Raw genomic sequence first — 15,032 nt, 5'->3', positions numbered from 1 at the left:
GCGATGCAGGGCCTTCCTGTTTGTCAGCCGATCAAATTGCTCAGCGTCAGCAGCGCCAGCAGCAGCATCCACAGCACCACCGAACGCCAGACCAGGCGCACGACGGACTGCAGATGGCTGCTCTGCGGCGGCTCACCAGGGGTGGAGCCATCGGCCGCGGTGGCGTCCTGTGCAGCGCCGGCGGCGAAGGTCTTGCTGCGGTCGGGCGTCACACCCGGCGCAGCCGCGCCGCCCAGCTGCACGCCCACCGCACCGGCTGCAGCGGCGAGGATGATTCCCTCATTCGGGTGCAGCCACAGCCCGGCATCGCGGCGCCAGCCGTTCACCGCCTCTTCGAAATTGCCCACGATGGCAAAACCCGTCGCGGTCAGGCGCGCCGGCAGGTGGTCGATCCACTCAAAGCACTGGCGCGAGCGCTCGCGCAGGCCCTCGTGGGTGTGGGTGTCGAGCGCCTGGTTGCGGAAGGCCCAATAGCGGCTGGCGAACTCGGCCAGGCGGTACAGCACCGCGCCGGCCGGCCCCAGCCCCAGGGCCGAGCACAGCACGAACCAGAAGAACACGCCGAACACATGGCGGTGCGCAGCCAGCAGCGAATGCTCGATCACATGGCGCAGCAGCTCGGCGCGCGGCAGCTCGCTCGCATCCAGGTGCTGCCACTGCGCCAGAAGGTTGCGCGCCTCCTGCTCGTCACCGCGCTCCAGCGCCAGGCGGATGTCGGTGAAGTAGTGGCTGAACTGACGGAAACCCAGCGTCAGGTACAGCACCACCACATCGAAACCCAGGGCCAGGAAGAGTGAGTAGTGGCGCAGCAGCAGGTAGACGCCCAGCACCAGCAGGCTGGGCGCCAGCACGGTCACCAGCCACACCACCCAGGCGTGGTGCTCGCGCCCCGCATCGAAATTGCGCCCGCTCCAACGCGCCCAGCCGATCACCCCTTGATGCACCGCATTCCCATGCGGCAGGGGCTTCAGCTGCTCACACAACAAGGCCAGCAGCACTGCAAAAAAGCTCATGGCGCGGCATGTTAGCCGCGCCCTTCAGCGCCCCTGCCGAAGCTGGTGGTAGAGGTTGCGCAGCATGGCCGCCGTGGCGCCCCAAATGAAGTACTCGCGCCCCTCGTGCTGCCAGGGCATGGAGAGGAATTCGCGGTCGACTCCGGGCAGGCGCACCCGGTGGCGCTGGTGCCGCGCCGGGTCCATCAGGAAGCCCAGCGGCACCTCGAAGGCTTCCGCCACCTCGCCCTCGTCCAGGCGCAGCACGAAGCCCGGGCGCAGCAGGGCCACGCAGGGCTGCACCTCGTAGGCCGTCACGGTCTGGTAGCGCGGCAGCTGACCGATCGGTTCGACCCACTCTGCAGCCAGGCCGATCTCCTCCTCGGCCTCGCGCAGGGCCGTGGCCCAGGCGTCGGCGTCGCCTTCCTCCACCCGGCCACCGGGAAAACTGATCTGCCCCGCGTGATCGCGCAGATGCTCGGTGCGACGCGTTAGCAGCACCTGCACGCCGCCCTCGCGCATCACCAGGGGCACCAGCACGGCAGCGGCCCTTGGCTCTCGGCCGGCAAAGCGGCCACCGTCCCCGGGTCGCTCGGGCAGGGCCAGCGGCACCTCGGCAAAGTGCTGACGCAGCGCCGCCGGCTGCAACCAGTCCGGTGGCAGCACCGGCAGGTGCTCATCCACCTGACTGACCGGCACCTCACGCGGATCAAAACCTGCCCCACTCATGGCCCGCAGCATAGGGCGCAGCCACCAGGGCCGCAGATGCGACAAAGCCGCCCGGAGGCGGCTTTGGTTCAAGGGCAGATCCACAGAGGATCGGTGCCGCTGGATCAGGCCAGCTTCTCCTTGATACGAGCGCTCTTGCCCGAACGGCTGCGCAGGTAGTACAGCTTGGCGCGGCGCACATCGCCACGGCGCTTGACTTCGATCGAGGCGATCAGCGGGCTGTACAGCTGGAACGTACGCTCGACACCTTCGCCGCTGGACATCTTGCGGACGATGAAGCTGCTGTTCAGGCCGCGATTGCGCTTGGCAATCACCACACCTTCGTAAGCCTGCACGCGCTTGCGGGTGCCTTCCACCACATTCACGCTGACGATCACGGTGTCGCCGGGCATGAACGAGGGGATCGTCTTGTTCAGACGGGCGATTTCTTCTTGCTCAAGGGTTTGGATCAGGTCCACAGGGTTCTCCTAAGGATCGTGCAGGGACGCTTGTTGTTCGTGGGCATGCGCTGGCATGTAGCCACCGACTCACCCTGTCCCGCAGAGGATCGACGAAAAGCCTCCGATTATAGACAGATTTTTCAGACCGGCCCGGGGGCACCGGCCGACCAGGCACTCAGCAGGGCTTCGTCCTTGCGGCTCAGGCGGCCGTCGGCCCGCGCGGCGGCGATCAGATCAGGCCGACGCGTCAGCGTCAGCCACAACGAGCGCTCGCGCCGCCAGGCACGGATCTGCTCGTGGTGGCCGCTGAGCAGCACCGGCGGCACGGCGTCGGCGCCCAGCTGCTCGGGGCGGCTGTAATGCGGGCAGTCCAGCAGGCCGTCGGAAAAACTGTCCTGCTCGTGCGAGGCGGCATCACCCAGCACGCCGGGCTGCAAACGCGTCACGGCATCCAGCAAGGCCAGCGCGGGCAACTCGCCGCCCGAGAGCACGAAATCACCCAGGCTCAGCTCCAGATCGACATGGCGGTCGATGAAGCGCTGGTCGATGCCCTCGTAGCGCCCACACACCAGCACCGCACCCTGCCCTTGCGCGAGCTCCTGCACGAAGGCCTGGTCAATGCGCCGGCCCGCCGGGCTGAAGTGGATCACCAGGCCCGGCTGGGCGCGCGCGGCTTGCGCGGCCGCCAGCGCGCGCTCCAGCGGCTCCACCAGCATCACCATGCCGGGTCCGCCGCCGTAGCAGCGGTCGTCCACGCGCCGGTAGTTGTCCTCGGTGTAGTCGCGCGGGTTCCAGCACTGCACCTGCACCTGGCCGGAGGCATAGGCCCGGCGGGTGATGCCCTGCGTCAGGAAGGGCGCCACCAGCTCCGGGAACAGGGTCAGCAGGTCAAAGCGCATGGGCCAGCGGCCGGTTCAGGCCTCGGATTCCCAGTCGGGCGACCAGTCCACCTTGATTTGTTTGGCCGCCAGATCGACGTCCAACACATAGGCGCCGACGAAGGGGATCAGGCGCTCCTGCTTGGGGCTGGGCTGCTCGATTCCGGGAGGCGCGATGCGGAACACGCAATGCGGGCCGGTGTCGATCAGATCAATCACCCGGCCCAGATCCTGGCCCTGGCTATTGATGACCTGCAGGCCAATCAGATCGATCCAGTAGTACTCGCCGTCCGGCGTCTTCGGGAACACCGCGCGCGGCACGCTGAGCAGGCCACCGCGCAGGCGCTCGGCCTCGTCACGGCCGTCCACACCCTCGACCTGGGCCACCAAGCCCTCGCCGTGGTCGCGCAGCGCCAGCACCTTCAGGGCCTGCCGCGTCGGCATGCCGGGGCGCTCCAGGTGCAGCCACCAGGTCGTGCTGGCCGCCAAAGCGGACGCATCAAAGGAAAAGGGCTGGACCTTGATCCAGCCCTTCACGCCGAAGGCACCGAGGATGCGGCCGACCTCGACCGCGTCCTCAGGCCAAGCTTGCGCTTGGTCCACGCCTCAGCTTAGGCAGCGGCCGGGGCCACAGCGGCCTTCTGGGCCTGCTTGACCAGACGCTCGACCACCGGCGACAGCTGGGCGCCGACACCGGCCCAGTAGCTCACGCGGTCCAGGGCCAGACGCAGGGTCTCGGCCTGGCCCGAGGCCACCGGGTTGTAGAAGCCGACGCGCTCGATGAAGCGGCCGTCACGACGCTCCTGCTTGGGGGCGACGACGATGTTGTAGAACGGGCGCTTCTTGGAGCCACCGCGAGCAAGACGGATCACGACCATGGGAATTCCTTCGGTTCAATCAGTTGTAGGTTCCACCGCTCCGAGGGACACGTCAGGGGCGTTTGAACCGGACGGCGGGCAGCTGCTCAGCAGCCACTCCACCAGTTGTTCGCACTGAAGATACGCCGCCCGTTCCCAGGCGACCAGTGCGAAAAGCCGGCGATTATAAACTTTTGCGTCCAGTCAACCAGTCCTGAGGAAGCCAGCGTGGCCCCTGCCCTGTCCGGCCTGTCCGGTGTGTGCGTGAGATCCAGCACGGAAGCGGATCTCGAAGCCATCACCGCCATCTATGCCCATGCCGTGCTGCACGGCACCGGCACCTTCGAACTTGAGCCCCCCGAGGCATCGGAAATGGCACGCCGCCGAGCCGAGGTGCTGGAGCGCGGCCTGCCCTTTCTGGTGGCCGAACAGCAGGGGCGCATTCTCGGCTATGCCTACGGCAACTACTTCCGGCCGCGGCGGGCCTACCGCTATTGCATCGAGGACTCGATCTACCTGGCGCCCGACGCGCAGGGGCAGGGCGTCGGCCGCCTGCTGCTGGCCGAGCTGATCGCGCGCTGCACGCAGGCGGGTGCGCGGCAGATGCTGGCGGTGATCGGCGACAGCGCCAACGCCGGCTCGATCGGCCTGCACCGCGCGCTGGGCTTTGCCGACGCCGGCATCCTCAAGGCCTCCGGCTGGAAGTTCGGCCGCTGGCTGGACGTGGTGCTGATGCAGCGCGAACTGGGCCCGGGCGCCGGGAGTCCGGCGCCATGAGCATCAAGCACAAAGGGGTGGCCGCCTGGTTGGCCTTGCTGCTGGGCAGCTTGGGCGTGCACCGCGCCTATCTGTATGGTCTGCGGGACGGCTGGCTGTGGCTGCATCCGCTGCCCACGCTGATCGGTCTGGCGGGCCTGAACCGCTTCCAATCCATCGGCCAGCACGATGCGATGGCCGCCTGGACCCTGCCCCTGCTGGGGCTGATGCTGGCGCAGGGCGCGCTCTGCGCCATCGTCTACGGCCTGTGCAGCGATGAGCGTTGGAACGCCCGCCACAACCCTGAGCAGCCGGCCGCACCGACTCGCTGGCTGCCGGTGCTGGCCGCCGTGGCGGCCCTGCTGCTGGGCGGCACGGCACTGATGGCCACCATCGCCTTCAGCGCCCAGCGCTACTTCGAGCTCAGCGCGGAAGCTGCGGGCGGGTGAGCGCCTCGAAATCGCCCAGGCGCTCGATGCCCTGGCCGGCCACGGCCGGCAGATAGGCCTGCAGCGCGCCCAGGCCGGGCAACACCAGCTCAGGCGCCAGCTCCAGCAGGGGCAACAGCACAAATGCGCGCTCCTGCAGGCGCGGGTGCGGCAGTTGCAGCCGCGTACCCATGCGTTGCTCCCCGCCCAAGGCCAGCAGGTCCAGATCCAGCGTGCGCGGGGCATTGCGATAGGGGCGCTCGCGCCCCTGTTGCAGCTCCAAGGCCAGCAGACGCTCCAGAAGGGCCTCAGCCGGCTCGGCCGTCTGCAAAGCCACCACGGCATTGAAAAAGTCTGGTCCCTGGGCTTCGAGGGGTGCGCTGCGGTACAGCGACGACACGCGCGCCGGCCCCAGCCTCTGCAAGGCCAGCCAGGCCCAGCCCAGGGTAGCGGGCGCGTCGCCCAGGTTGGCGCCAAGGCCGATGAAGGCCGTGCCGCTCACTCCGCGGCGGCGGGCGCGTCGCCGTCACTGCGCGTGCCCGGTTTGCGGCGCCGGCGGCGGCGCTTCTTGGCCGGCGCATCGATCAGCGGCTCGGGGCTTTCGGCTTCCGGCTTGGCGGCGCGCGGGTTGCGACGCTCCTGCTGGCGCGCATCCTCGATCAGCGCGCGGCGCTCCTCCTCGTCACCCAGCGCGAAGTCTTCCCACCAGTCGGCCAGCGCGGCATCGGCATCGCCCACGTCGGCGCGCAGGCGCAGGAAGTCGAAGCCGGCGCGGTAGCGCGGCTGCTCCACCAGGCTGTAGGGGCCGGAGCCGCCGCGGCGCTCGAAGCGCGGCTGCATCAGCCAAATCTCGCGCATGTCGGCGGCCAGCTTGCCGCGGCCGGAGATGTCGCCGACGCGGGCATCGAACACCTGGTCGATGGCCTGCTGCAGGGCCGGCACCGGCGGCTCGCCCGCGGTGCGCAGGGCCTGCCAGCGCTGCTTGACCTCGTGCCACAGCAGACAGGCCAGCAGGAAGCTCGGCGCCACGCTGCGGCCGTCGGCGACACGGGCATCGGTGTCCTGCAGGGCCTGGCGCACGAACTCACCGCGCGGGCCCTCGGGCAGGCTGCCATCGGGGTTCAGCACCGCATCCAGGATGGGGAACACCCCGCGGCCCAAGCCCTGCAGGCGCAGCTGCTCCAGGCTGGCCAGGCCGTGGCCGGTCTGCAGCAGCTTCACCATCTCGTCAAACAGCCGCGAGGCCGGCACATTGGGCAGCAGGGCCGCCATGGCGCGCAGCGGTGCCTTCGAGGCCGGCTCCACCGTGAAGCCCAGCTTGGCGGCGAAGCGGATGGCGCGCAGGATGCGCACCGGGTCCTCGCGATAGCGCGTCTCCGGGTCACCAATCATGCGCAACTGCTGGGCGCGCAGGTCTTTCAGGCCGCCGTGGTAATCCACCAGCAGCTCGCTCTGCGGCTGGTAGTACATGGCATTGACGGTGAAATCGCGCCGCGCGGCATCCTCGACCTGGGGTCCCCAGACGTTGTCGCGCAGCACCCGCCCCTCGGCGTCCACCACATGGGACTTGCCAGCCAGCTCGTGCTTACTGCTTTTCTCGTTACCGCTGACGCGCTCGGCACTGGCCTCGGCCAGCAGGGCACGGAAGGTCGAGACCTCGATGACCTCGTGCTCACGGCCACGGCCGTAGACCACGTGCACGATGCGGAAGCGCCGGCCGATGATGAAGGCACGCCGGAACAGCTGCTTCACCTGCTCCGGTGTGGCATTGGTGGCCACGTCGAAGTCCTTAGGCCGGCGACCCAGCAGCAGGTCGCGCACCGCGCCGCCCACCACATAGGCCTCGAAGCCGGCGTCGGTCAGGGTCTGGACGACCTTGACGGCGCGCTCGTCGAGCAGATTGCGGTCGATGCCGTGCTCGGCCACCGGCACCTCCACTCGCTTGCCCAGCGGCGTGATCTTGGTGTCGTTCTTCCCGAACAGCTTGTTGATGAACTTCTTGATCATTCGAATAGCTTCAAAACAGGCCAGCCGCGCTCGCGCGCCAGGGCCTCCAGCGTGGCGCTGGGGTTGGTGGCCACCGGGTGGCTCACCGCCTCCAGCAGCGGCAGGTCATTGGTCGAGTCGCTGTAGCAGGTGGTCACGGCAAAGTCCTCGAAGCGGTGGCCCAGCCCCGCCAGCCATTGCTGTACGCGGGTGATCTTGCCGTCCTGGAACGAGGGCACGCCGGCCACCGCGCCGGTGTAGCGACCCTGGGCATCGCGGGCCAGTTCGACGGCGATCAGGTGCTCCAGCCCGAAGGCCCGCGCAATCGGCTCGGTCACAAACACATTGGTGGCCGTGACCAGGGCCATCAGGTCGCCGGCCGCACGATGGCGCTCGACCAGCGAGCGGGCATTGTCGTGCATGGCCGGCTCCAGCACCTCGGCCATGAAACGCGCGCGCAGCGCCAGGGCCTCCTCCAGCGGGCGGTGGCGCCAGCCACCGGTGGTGAACTCGACGTACTCGTGCAGGTTCAGCCGGCCCTCGCAGTAGTCGCGGTAGAAGCCGTCATTGCGGGCGCGCCAGCGCTCGCCATCCACCCAGCCCTGCTCGGCCAGGAACTCGCCGAAGGCATGGTCGGAATCGATCGGCAGCAGCGTGCCGTCCAGGTCAAACAGGGTCAGGTTCATTCAGCATCTGCCGCAGCAGCGGCACGGTGGGAGCGCGCTTGAGGCGCAGCGCGTACTGGTCCAAGCGGTCCAGCAGCGGGATCAGGTGGGCGGGGTCTCGGGCGAAGCGCAGCAGCAGGTAGTCCAGCAGTTCGGCCGGCAGCTGCAGGCCGCGGCGCAGGCCGTCCTGCAGCAGCAGCTCGCGCAAGGCGCCTTCATCGAGCGGCTGCAGCGCGAAGCTCGGGCCCCAGCCCAGGCGGGTGCGCAGGTCTTCGCGCAGCGGCAGATCCACCGCCGGGGCGCGGCTGGTGGCCACCACGGTGGCGCCCTGCCCCACCGCCTCGATGAAGAGCGCGAAGGCCTGGTGCTGCTGGGTCTCATCCAGCCGGTCGACGTCATCGATCAGCACCAGACGCACCGCCGGCGCCAGCTCCCAGCGCCCACGCGCTCCGGCGTCGAAGGCGGCCACGGCCTGCCCCTGCTCGCGCCATTGGCGCGCCAGACCATGCAGCAGATGGGTCTTGCCGCTGCCCGCCCCGCCCCAGATCAGGGTGGGCGGCTCGCCCGGGCTCAGGCCTTGCAGGTGCGCCAGCAGCTCGGCATTGGCACCGACCACGAAGCGCGCCAGGCGCTGGTCGGGCTCGGGGCCAAGGTCCAGCGGCAGCTGCTTCATCCGCGGTACAGGCCGCTGGCCAGGTAGCTGTGGTGGGCCCGCTTCAAGGCCACCAGCCCCACGGCGCTGAGCGGCAGGGCCACCAGGATGCCGACGAAGCCCAGCAAATGCCCGAAGGCCAGCAGCACGAAGATCACCATCAGCGGCGAGAGACCGATGCGCTCCCCCACCAGGCGCGGCGTGAGCACAAAGCTCTCCAGCAGCTGGCCGATGCCGAACACCGCGGCCACCGCCAGCAGCCCATACCAGCTGGTGAACTGCAGGGCGGCCGCCAGCACCGTCAGCACCAGACCCAGGCCGAAACCCACATAGGGCACGAAGACCGCGAGGCCGGTGAACACCCCGAGCGGCAAGGCCAGATCGAAGCCGGCAATCGCCAGCGCCACCGTGTAGTACAGCGCCAGCGCGCCCATCACCAGCAGCTGGCCCCGCAGGTAGTGGCCGAGCATCTCGTCGGCCTCGCCCATGAAGGAAGCGGCTGACTCCCGCGCACGCGGCGGCACCAGGGCCCAGACGCGCTCGCGCAGCTGCGGCCAGTCCAGCAGCAAGTAGAAGAGCACCACCGGGATCAGCACCAGATTCCCGATCAGCGCCAGCAGCAGCGAGCCGCCGATGCGCACCGAACCCAGCAGCGCACCGGCGATGTCGTCCGCGTTGGCGCCCAGGTGCTTGATGACAAACTCCTTGATCGCCGCCACATCCAGGCTGGCCGACAGCCCCCAGCGCTGCAGCAGCGGCGCCAGCTGCTCGTTGAGACGCGCAGCCAGCGCGGGAATCTGCGCCTTCAGCAGCGGCAGCTCCTTGGAGAGGATGGGCACGATCAGCAGCACCACCGCCAGCAGCAGCAGGATCACCACCACCTCCACCAGCACCACCGCGAGCACGCGCGGCATGCGCCGTGCCAGGCGATCGACCAGCGGATCCAGCGCATAGGCCAGCACCGCTGCCGCCACGAAGGGCGAGAGCACCGGCGCGAGCAGCCAGAGCAGCAGGATCAGCAAGGCCCCCAGGCCCAGCCAGGCCAGCACACGGCGCTGCGCTGGGGACAGCTTGAGGGGCATGGTGCTCATCGGCGCTCCTGAAAAAGGCCGCGGATTCTAGGAAGCGCGCCGCGCCATCAACTCACGAAGATTGAGGCGCAGCATCCAGAGCAGAACGAAATACAGCAGGGCCGCGCCCGCGAGGCTGAGTGCCATCCAACCCACTCGCAGCCATTTGCCCATGCCGATCCAATCCAGTTGCCAGGCCAGCGCCCCCAGCAGAAGGCCCATGCCGGCCGTGGCCAGCAGCAGGCGCAGGCCAAAGCCGAGCCAACCCGGCGCAGGCTGGTAGGCGCCGGCGCGGCGCAGTCCGATCAGCAGCCAAACGGCGTTGAGGAGCGCGCCCAGACCGATAGACAGGGCCAGACCCGAAGCGCCCAGGATCGGCACCCAGACTGCATTCATCAGTTGGGTGAAGACCAGCACGACCACGGCAATGCGCACCGGCGTGCGGGTGTCCTGGCGAGCAAAGAAGCCCGGCGCCAGGATCTTGATGGCCAGCAGGCCCAGCAGGCCGATGCCATAGCCCTGCACCGCGTGGGCGGTCTGCGCCACGTCGGCAGCGCTGAACTTGTCACCGTAGTGATAGAGCACAGCCACCAGGGGCTCGGCAAACAAGCCCATAGCCAGCGCGCAGGGCAGACCCAGCAGGAGCACCAGGCGTAGACCCCAGTCGATCAGACCCGAGAACTCCGCGCCCTGCCCATTGGTCTTGGCATCGGACAGCAAGGGCGTCAACACCACACCCAAGGCCACGCCAGCCAGGGCGATCGGGAACTCCATCAGGCGATCGGCCAGGCTGACCCAGGTGGCGGCGCCCGGTCCGATATGGGTGGCGATCTGCGTGTTGATGATCAGCGAGAGCTGGGCCACGCCCACGCCCAACAGGGCCGGCGCCATCAACGCCAGGATCTTGCGCACGCCGGCATGCAACCAGGCTGCGCGCAGGCCCGCGGGACGCAGGGCGATGCGCGGCAGCATGCCCAGGCGCTTCAGTGCCGGCAGCTGAACCCCCAGCTGCAGCAGGCCGCCCACCATCACCCCCACCGCCATGGCATAGATGCCGGGCCAGCCGCGCGCCTCCAGGGGGCCTGCCAGACCCCAGCCGCAGGCGATCACCGCCACATTGAGCAGCACCGGCGTGAAGGCGGGCAGCGCAAAGCGCTTCCAGGTGTTGAGGATGCCGGCCGAAAGCGCCACCAGCGACATGCAGCCGATGTAGGGAAACATCCAGCGCGTCATGTCGATCGCGGCCAGACGGGCCTCGCCCTTCAAGCCACCGCCCATCAGCCAGACCAGCAGCGGCGCCCCCAGCACGCCCAGCACACAGACCCCCAGCAGGGCCCAGACCAACACGGTGGCCGTCGCGTCCACCAGCCGATGGGTCGCCTCGTCGCCCTGGGCGGCGCGCTCGGCCGCCAGGGCCGGTACGAAGGCCTGGGAGAAGGCCCCTTCCGCGAACAGGCGCCGCAGCATGTTCGGAATGCGGAAGGCCACGAGAAAGGCATCCGTCAGCGCATTGGCTCCGAACAGGATGGACACCATCTGCTCGCGCATCAGACCGGTGATGCGGGAAACCAGGGTCAAAGCCGAAACGGAGCCGGCGGCGCGCAACAAATTCATTGAGGAGGCGGAAATCCGCGCGAAAGGTTTCAAATCCACCCGATGGGGCCGCGGATTATGTCTGGACGACATGGAAAACCTGGCCTTGCCCAGAGTTCTTGCTATACTCGCGTGCTTTGCACCCTACGGATCAACCGGAAATACAGCAATGGCAACTTCGTCCAAAGCCAAGAAAAAGACCGTCCGCCTGGCCTCTGGCCGCAAGCGCGCCCGCCAGGACGTCAAGCGCAATGCCGAGAACACCGCGCTGCGCTCGCACTTCCGCACCGTCATCAAGAACGTTCAGAAGGCTGTGGTCGCCGGCGACAAGCCCAAGGCTGCCGAGCTGTTCAAGCTGGCCCAGAACGTGATCGATTCGATCGCTGACAAGGGCATCTTCCACAAGAACAAGGCTGCCCGTCACAAGAGCCGCCTGTCGGCCAAGATCAAGGCGCTCGGCGCCTGACCACACGGTCCCGACCGGGTGCAAGCAAAAAGCCCGCCTCTGGCGGGCTTTTTTGTTTCTGGCGCCCAGTTAGTTCAGCCGGCCTGACCCACGGGCTGCAGCCATTCGGCCAGCGAGCGCGCCACCCAGTCCGGGTCATCCAGCAGCAAATCGTGCCCAGCCTCCGGGTGGACGCGCAGTGCGGCACCCCAGGCGCGACTGATGGCCTGGGAAATGCGCCAATCAAACCATTGATCGGCACGGCCCGCGAGCAGCAGCACGCGGCCATGCGGCCGACGACGGCTGGCCTCGTAGCGCCACACCGCCAGGCCCTGCGCCCAGACATTGCGAAGCTTGACGGGGTGCTCGTCGCGCAGGCGGCGCCACTCGCTGTCCAGGCCGATGACGTCGGCGCGCAGGTTCGTGGTGCTGGCAAAGAGGCGCTCGTCAAGCGCCCAGGGGGAGCGGCGCCCCATCAGCAAGGCCGCCAGCGTCGGCCACAGGCTCGGGCGCACCGCCCGCAGCAGCGGCGTGAACGGACGCAGCACGGGACTGACCAGCACCAGTGCCGCCAGATCCTGCGGATGCCGGCGCGCCCACTCGGTGGCCAGCGCCGCGCCCACCGAACTCGTCACCAGCCCGATCGGCCCCTCCAGGTTCTGCACCCGCTCACGCAGGCCGTCCACCAACTCGCCCGCATGCGAAGGGCTGCGCTCCTGCCAGCGCCGGCCGGTACCGGGCAGGTCCAGCAGGCGTAGCTGGCTTGCGGGCTCCAGCCGCCGCAATTGCTGCAGCAGCACCTGCGGCGCCTCGGGCCAGCGGGCGCACTCGCGCCCGACCCCACCCAGCAGCACCCAATTGCGAGGCAGCGTGGGCGACAAGCGATCGCACCGGCTGTCCGGCGCTTCCTGGGGTACGGACAAGCTCTCGGCCATGGCGGGTGGGTCAGGTGGTGCTGTCGCGATCTTCCGGCAACAAACAGGCGTCCACCACGTTCAGGCCGTTGTCCCGCGCAAAGCTGAGCACGAATTCCCAGGCTTTGGGTTCCACGTCCTTCAGGGCCTCATTGACGATCACGCACTTGATGCCGTTGATGACCCGCGGCACGCAATACGGCGAGTAGCGGATGTGCGAACCCAGCGCCGCACGGCTGCCGGGCGGCCGGAAGCAGGACATGACCCCGGCCAGACGCTCCGCCCAGTCGCTGGGTCGGAAAGTTCGGCCATCCAGGGTGATGCCCTGGATGAAGATTTCGCGGGGTTTGGCGCTCATGGGGGCGTACTGCTGCGCGGTCGCACAAAGGGCGGGATTGTGCCTTCCCGCATCTTGTTGCTGCGGTGCAGCACCCCATAATCGGCGCCCCTCTTTTGCTTTCCCTCACAGGAGTTGCCCATGTCCGCCGCGCCGCCCCCCGTCATGCCGACCTACGGTCGCCTGCCCATCGCCCTGTCGCATGGGCTGGGCTGCCGAGTGTGGGACACCGAGGGCCGGGAGTATCTGGATGCGCTCGCGGGCATCGCCGTGAATACGCTGGGCCATGGCCACCCGCGCCTGGTACCGGCGCTGCAGGATCAGGTCGCCAAGCTGATCCACACCAGCAACTACTACCAGGCGCCGCTGCAGGAAAAGCTGGCCGCCAAGCTGGTGGAGTTGTCGGGCCTGACCAACGTGTTCTTCTGCAACTCCGGCTTGGAGGCCAACGAAGGCGCGCTGAAGATCGCGCGCAAGTTCGGCCACCAGCGCGGCTTCGACAAGCCCGAAACCATGGTCTTCGAGGGCGCCTTCCATGGCCGCTCGCTGGCCACACTCTCGGCCACGGCGAATCCCAAGATCCAGGAGGGGTTCGCGCCCCTGGTGCCGGGCTTCGTGCGCGCACCGCTGAATGACTTGGTCAAGGTCGAGGCGCTGCTGGATGCCCATCCGCAGATCAGCGCCATCTTCCTGGAAACCATTCAGGGCGAAGGCGGCATCAACCCGGCCCGCGTCGAGTTCCTGCAAGGTCTGCGTCGCCTGTGTGATGCGCGCAATCTTTTGCTGATGCTGGACGAGGTGCAGTGCGGCATCGGCCGCACCGGCAAGTGGTTTGCGCACCAATGGGCGGGCATCCAGCCCGATGTGATGCCGCTGGCCAAGGGCCTCGGTTCGGGCGTGCCCGTGGGCGCCATCGTCTGCGGCCCGCGCGCGGCCGGCGTGCTCACCGCCGGCAACCACGGCACCACCTTTGGCGGCAACCCGCTGGCCATGCGCGCCGGCGTGGAAACCCTGGCCATCATGGAGGCCGACGGCCTGTGTGCGCATGCCGGCGCTATGGGTGAACGCCTCAAAGCCGCTTTGAGCGAAGGCCTGGCTGGCGTGGCGGGTGTGAAGGAGATCCGCGGTCAGGGCCTGATGCTGGGCATCGAACTGGAGCGCCCCTGCGGCGTGCTGCTGACGCGGGCGCTGGAAAGCCGTCTGCTGATCTCGGTGACGGCCGAGCGCGTGGTGCGCCTGCTGCCCCCGCTGATCGTCAGCGCTGCCGAAGTGGACGACATTGCCGCCCGCCTGATTCCGCTGATCAAGGACTTCTGCGCGGAGGCGTCGCAATGATCAAGACCGCCCTGCGCCACTACCTGCAGTTCAAGGACCTGACGGCCGAAGATTACGGCTACTTGTTCCAACGCGCCGCCATCATCAAGCGCCGCTTCAAGAACTACGAGAAATACCAGCCCCTGCAGGACCGCACGCTGGCCCTGATCTTCGAGAAGGCCAGCACGCGCACGCGTGTGAGCTTTGAGGCCGGGATGTATCAGATGGGCGGATCGGTGGTGCACCTGACCACCGGCGACAGCCAGCTCGGCCGCTCCGAACCCATCGAGGACAGCGCGCGCGTCATCAGCCGCATGGTCGACCTGGTGATGATCCGCACCTTCGAGCAGAGCAAGATCGAGCGCTTTGCCGCGCATTCGCGGGTGCCGGTCATCAACGGCCTGACCAACGAATACCACCCCTGCCAGATCATGGCTGACCTGTTCACGCTGCTGGAAGCGCGCGGCATGGATGCGCGCGGCAATGTGGACATGGACGCCCTCAAGGGCCGGGTGGTGGCGTGGGTGGGCGATGGCAACAACATGGCCAACACCTGGCTGCAGGCGGCGGAGTTGCTCGGCTTCACCGTGCATGTCAGCACGCCCAGCGGCTATGAGGTGAATCGCGAAGTGGCCGGCATCAGCCGCGACGACTGCTACAAGGTCTTCGACGACCCGCTCGAAGCCTGCCGCGGCGCCGATCTGGTTACCACCGACGTCTGGACCAGCATGGGCTATGAGGCCGAGAACGAGGCCCGCCGGACCGCGTTCGCGCGCTGGTGCGTCTCCGCCGAGATGATGGCGGCGGCCAAGCCCGACGCGCTCTTCATGCACTGCCTGCCGGCGCACCGGGGCGAAGAGGTCACAGCAGAAGTGATCGACGGTCCGCAGTCCGTGGTCTGGGACGAAGCCGAGAACCGCATGCACGTGCAGAAAGCACTCATGGAGTGGCTCTTGATCGGCCGCATCGGCTGAAA

General features: G+C 68.3%; 19 protein-coding genes. 5 read left to right on the top strand and 14 right to left on the bottom strand.

Annotation, left to right across the window (positions count from 1 at the left end):
- Positions 1-23: 23 nt before the first annotated feature.
- The 6 genes from ACE3QP_RS04425 to rpsP all read right to left on the bottom strand — a co-directional run bounded on the left by ACE3QP_RS04425 (position 24) and on the right by rpsP (position 3,917).
- On the bottom strand, positions 24-1,013 hold the full coding sequence (locus ACE3QP_RS04425) for a CobD/CbiB family protein (protein ID WP_198109029.1): 990 nt from the start codon (positions 1,011-1,013) through the stop codon (positions 24-26).
- A gap of 24 nt (positions 1,014-1,037) precedes the next feature.
- On the bottom strand, positions 1,038-1,721 hold the full coding sequence (locus ACE3QP_RS04420) for a CoA pyrophosphatase (protein ID WP_374433869.1): 684 nt from the start codon (positions 1,719-1,721) through the stop codon (positions 1,038-1,040).
- Between the two features lie 104 nt (positions 1,722-1,825).
- Complete coding sequence (gene rplS / locus ACE3QP_RS04415; protein ID WP_198109027.1) at positions 1,826-2,179, bottom strand: 50S ribosomal protein L19; 354 nt, start codon at positions 2,177-2,179, stop codon at positions 1,826-1,828.
- A gap of 122 nt (positions 2,180-2,301) precedes the next feature.
- Complete coding sequence (trmD, locus tag ACE3QP_RS04410) at positions 2,302-3,060, bottom strand: tRNA (guanosine(37)-N1)-methyltransferase TrmD (RefSeq protein ID WP_374433867.1); 759 nt, start codon at positions 3,058-3,060, stop codon at positions 2,302-2,304.
- A 15-nt stretch (positions 3,061-3,075) separates the two neighbouring features.
- Complete coding sequence (gene rimM, locus ACE3QP_RS04405) at positions 3,076-3,642, bottom strand: ribosome maturation factor RimM (RefSeq protein WP_374433865.1); 567 nt, start codon at positions 3,640-3,642, stop codon at positions 3,076-3,078.
- Positions 3,643-3,650: 8 nt separating this feature from the next.
- On the bottom strand, positions 3,651-3,917 hold the full coding sequence (rpsP, locus tag ACE3QP_RS04400; RefSeq protein ID WP_198109024.1) for a 30S ribosomal protein S16: 267 nt from the start codon (positions 3,915-3,917) through the stop codon (positions 3,651-3,653).
- A gap of 207 nt (positions 3,918-4,124) precedes the next feature.
- Here rpsP and ACE3QP_RS04395 point away from each other — a divergent pair, with 207 nt between their 5' ends.
- The gene (locus ACE3QP_RS04395) at positions 4,125-4,673 is read left to right on the top strand and encodes an N-acetyltransferase family protein (protein ID WP_374433863.1); all 549 of its coding nucleotides are present in this window, start codon (positions 4,125-4,127) and stop codon (positions 4,671-4,673) included.
- Positions 4,670-5,101 carry a hypothetical protein gene (locus tag ACE3QP_RS04390; RefSeq protein ID WP_374433861.1) on the top strand — a complete coding sequence of 144 codons (432 nt, stop codon included), beginning with the start codon at positions 4,670-4,672 and terminating at the stop codon, positions 5,099-5,101. The genes ACE3QP_RS04395 and ACE3QP_RS04390 overlap by 4 nt, the downstream gene beginning before the upstream one ends.
- On the opposite strand, the gene folK is transcribed toward ACE3QP_RS04390, so the two are convergent.
- From folK to murJ, 6 genes are read right to left on the bottom strand one after another with little or no spacing between them, the layout of a single operon-like run.
- Positions 5,076-5,582: a 2-amino-4-hydroxy-6-hydroxymethyldihydropteridine diphosphokinase gene (gene folK, locus ACE3QP_RS04385; RefSeq protein WP_374433859.1), complete on the bottom strand. Its 507-nt coding sequence runs from the start codon at positions 5,580-5,582 to the stop codon at positions 5,076-5,078. The genes ACE3QP_RS04390 and folK overlap by 26 nt on opposite strands.
- Positions 5,579-7,087 carry a polynucleotide adenylyltransferase PcnB gene (gene pcnB / locus ACE3QP_RS04380; protein ID WP_374433857.1) on the bottom strand — a complete coding sequence of 503 codons (1,509 nt, stop codon included), beginning with the start codon at positions 7,085-7,087 and terminating at the stop codon, positions 5,579-5,581. The genes folK and pcnB overlap by 4 nt, the downstream gene beginning before the upstream one ends.
- A complete protein-coding gene (locus tag ACE3QP_RS04375; RefSeq protein WP_374433856.1) occupies positions 7,084-7,752 on the bottom strand; it encodes an HAD family hydrolase in 669 nt (222 codons plus the stop codon). Before ACE3QP_RS04375 ends, pcnB begins: the two co-directional genes overlap by 4 nt.
- Positions 7,733-8,404 (bottom strand): DnaA regulatory inactivator Hda, encoded by a 672-nt coding sequence (locus ACE3QP_RS04370; RefSeq protein WP_374433853.1) that lies wholly within the window; start codon positions 8,402-8,404, stop codon positions 7,733-7,735. The genes ACE3QP_RS04375 and ACE3QP_RS04370 overlap by 20 nt, the downstream gene beginning before the upstream one ends.
- Complete coding sequence (locus ACE3QP_RS04365; RefSeq protein WP_374433851.1) at positions 8,401-9,474, bottom strand: AI-2E family transporter; 1,074 nt, start codon at positions 9,472-9,474, stop codon at positions 8,401-8,403. The genes ACE3QP_RS04370 and ACE3QP_RS04365 overlap by 4 nt, the downstream gene beginning before the upstream one ends.
- 27 nt (positions 9,475-9,501) lie before the next feature.
- Positions 9,502-11,067, bottom strand: coding sequence for a murein biosynthesis integral membrane protein MurJ (gene murJ, locus ACE3QP_RS04360; protein ID WP_374433849.1), 1,566 nt, complete (start codon positions 11,065-11,067; stop codon positions 9,502-9,504).
- A gap of 148 nt (positions 11,068-11,215) precedes the next feature.
- Here murJ and rpsT point away from each other — a divergent pair, with 148 nt between their 5' ends.
- Entirely contained in the window at positions 11,216-11,512 is a 297-nt protein-coding gene (gene rpsT / locus ACE3QP_RS04355; RefSeq protein ID WP_198109389.1) for a 30S ribosomal protein S20, read from the top strand.
- Positions 11,513-11,586: 74 nt separating this feature from the next.
- Here rpsT and ACE3QP_RS04350 read toward each other — a convergent pair whose 3' ends face one another.
- Both ACE3QP_RS04350 and ACE3QP_RS04345 read right to left on the bottom strand, forming a co-directional pair.
- Complete coding sequence (locus ACE3QP_RS04350; protein WP_374433847.1) at positions 11,587-12,426, bottom strand: alpha/beta fold hydrolase; 840 nt, start codon at positions 12,424-12,426, stop codon at positions 11,587-11,589.
- Between the two features lie 10 nt (positions 12,427-12,436).
- Positions 12,437-12,763: a DUF3579 domain-containing protein gene (locus ACE3QP_RS04345; protein WP_374433845.1), complete on the bottom strand. Its 327-nt coding sequence runs from the start codon at positions 12,761-12,763 to the stop codon at positions 12,437-12,439.
- 120 nt (positions 12,764-12,883) lie between these two features.
- On the opposite strand from ACE3QP_RS04345, the gene ACE3QP_RS04340 reads away from it, so the two are divergent.
- On the top strand, positions 12,884-14,077 hold the full coding sequence (locus ACE3QP_RS04340; protein WP_374433843.1) for an aspartate aminotransferase family protein: 1,194 nt from the start codon (positions 12,884-12,886) through the stop codon (positions 14,075-14,077).
- Positions 14,074-15,030, top strand: a complete 957-nt coding sequence (gene argF / locus ACE3QP_RS04335; protein WP_374433841.1) for an ornithine carbamoyltransferase — start codon at positions 14,074-14,076, stop codon at positions 15,028-15,030. Before ACE3QP_RS04340 ends, argF begins: the two co-directional genes overlap by 4 nt.
- Positions 15,031-15,032 lie beyond the last annotated feature (2 nt).

It is taken from the genome of Inhella sp. (assembly GCF_041912635.1).
GTDB lineage: Bacteria > Pseudomonadota > Gammaproteobacteria > Burkholderiales > Burkholderiaceae_C > Inhella.
Note: the sequence above shows the minus strand (reverse complement) of the source record. Positions and strands in the feature narration are given on the sequence as shown.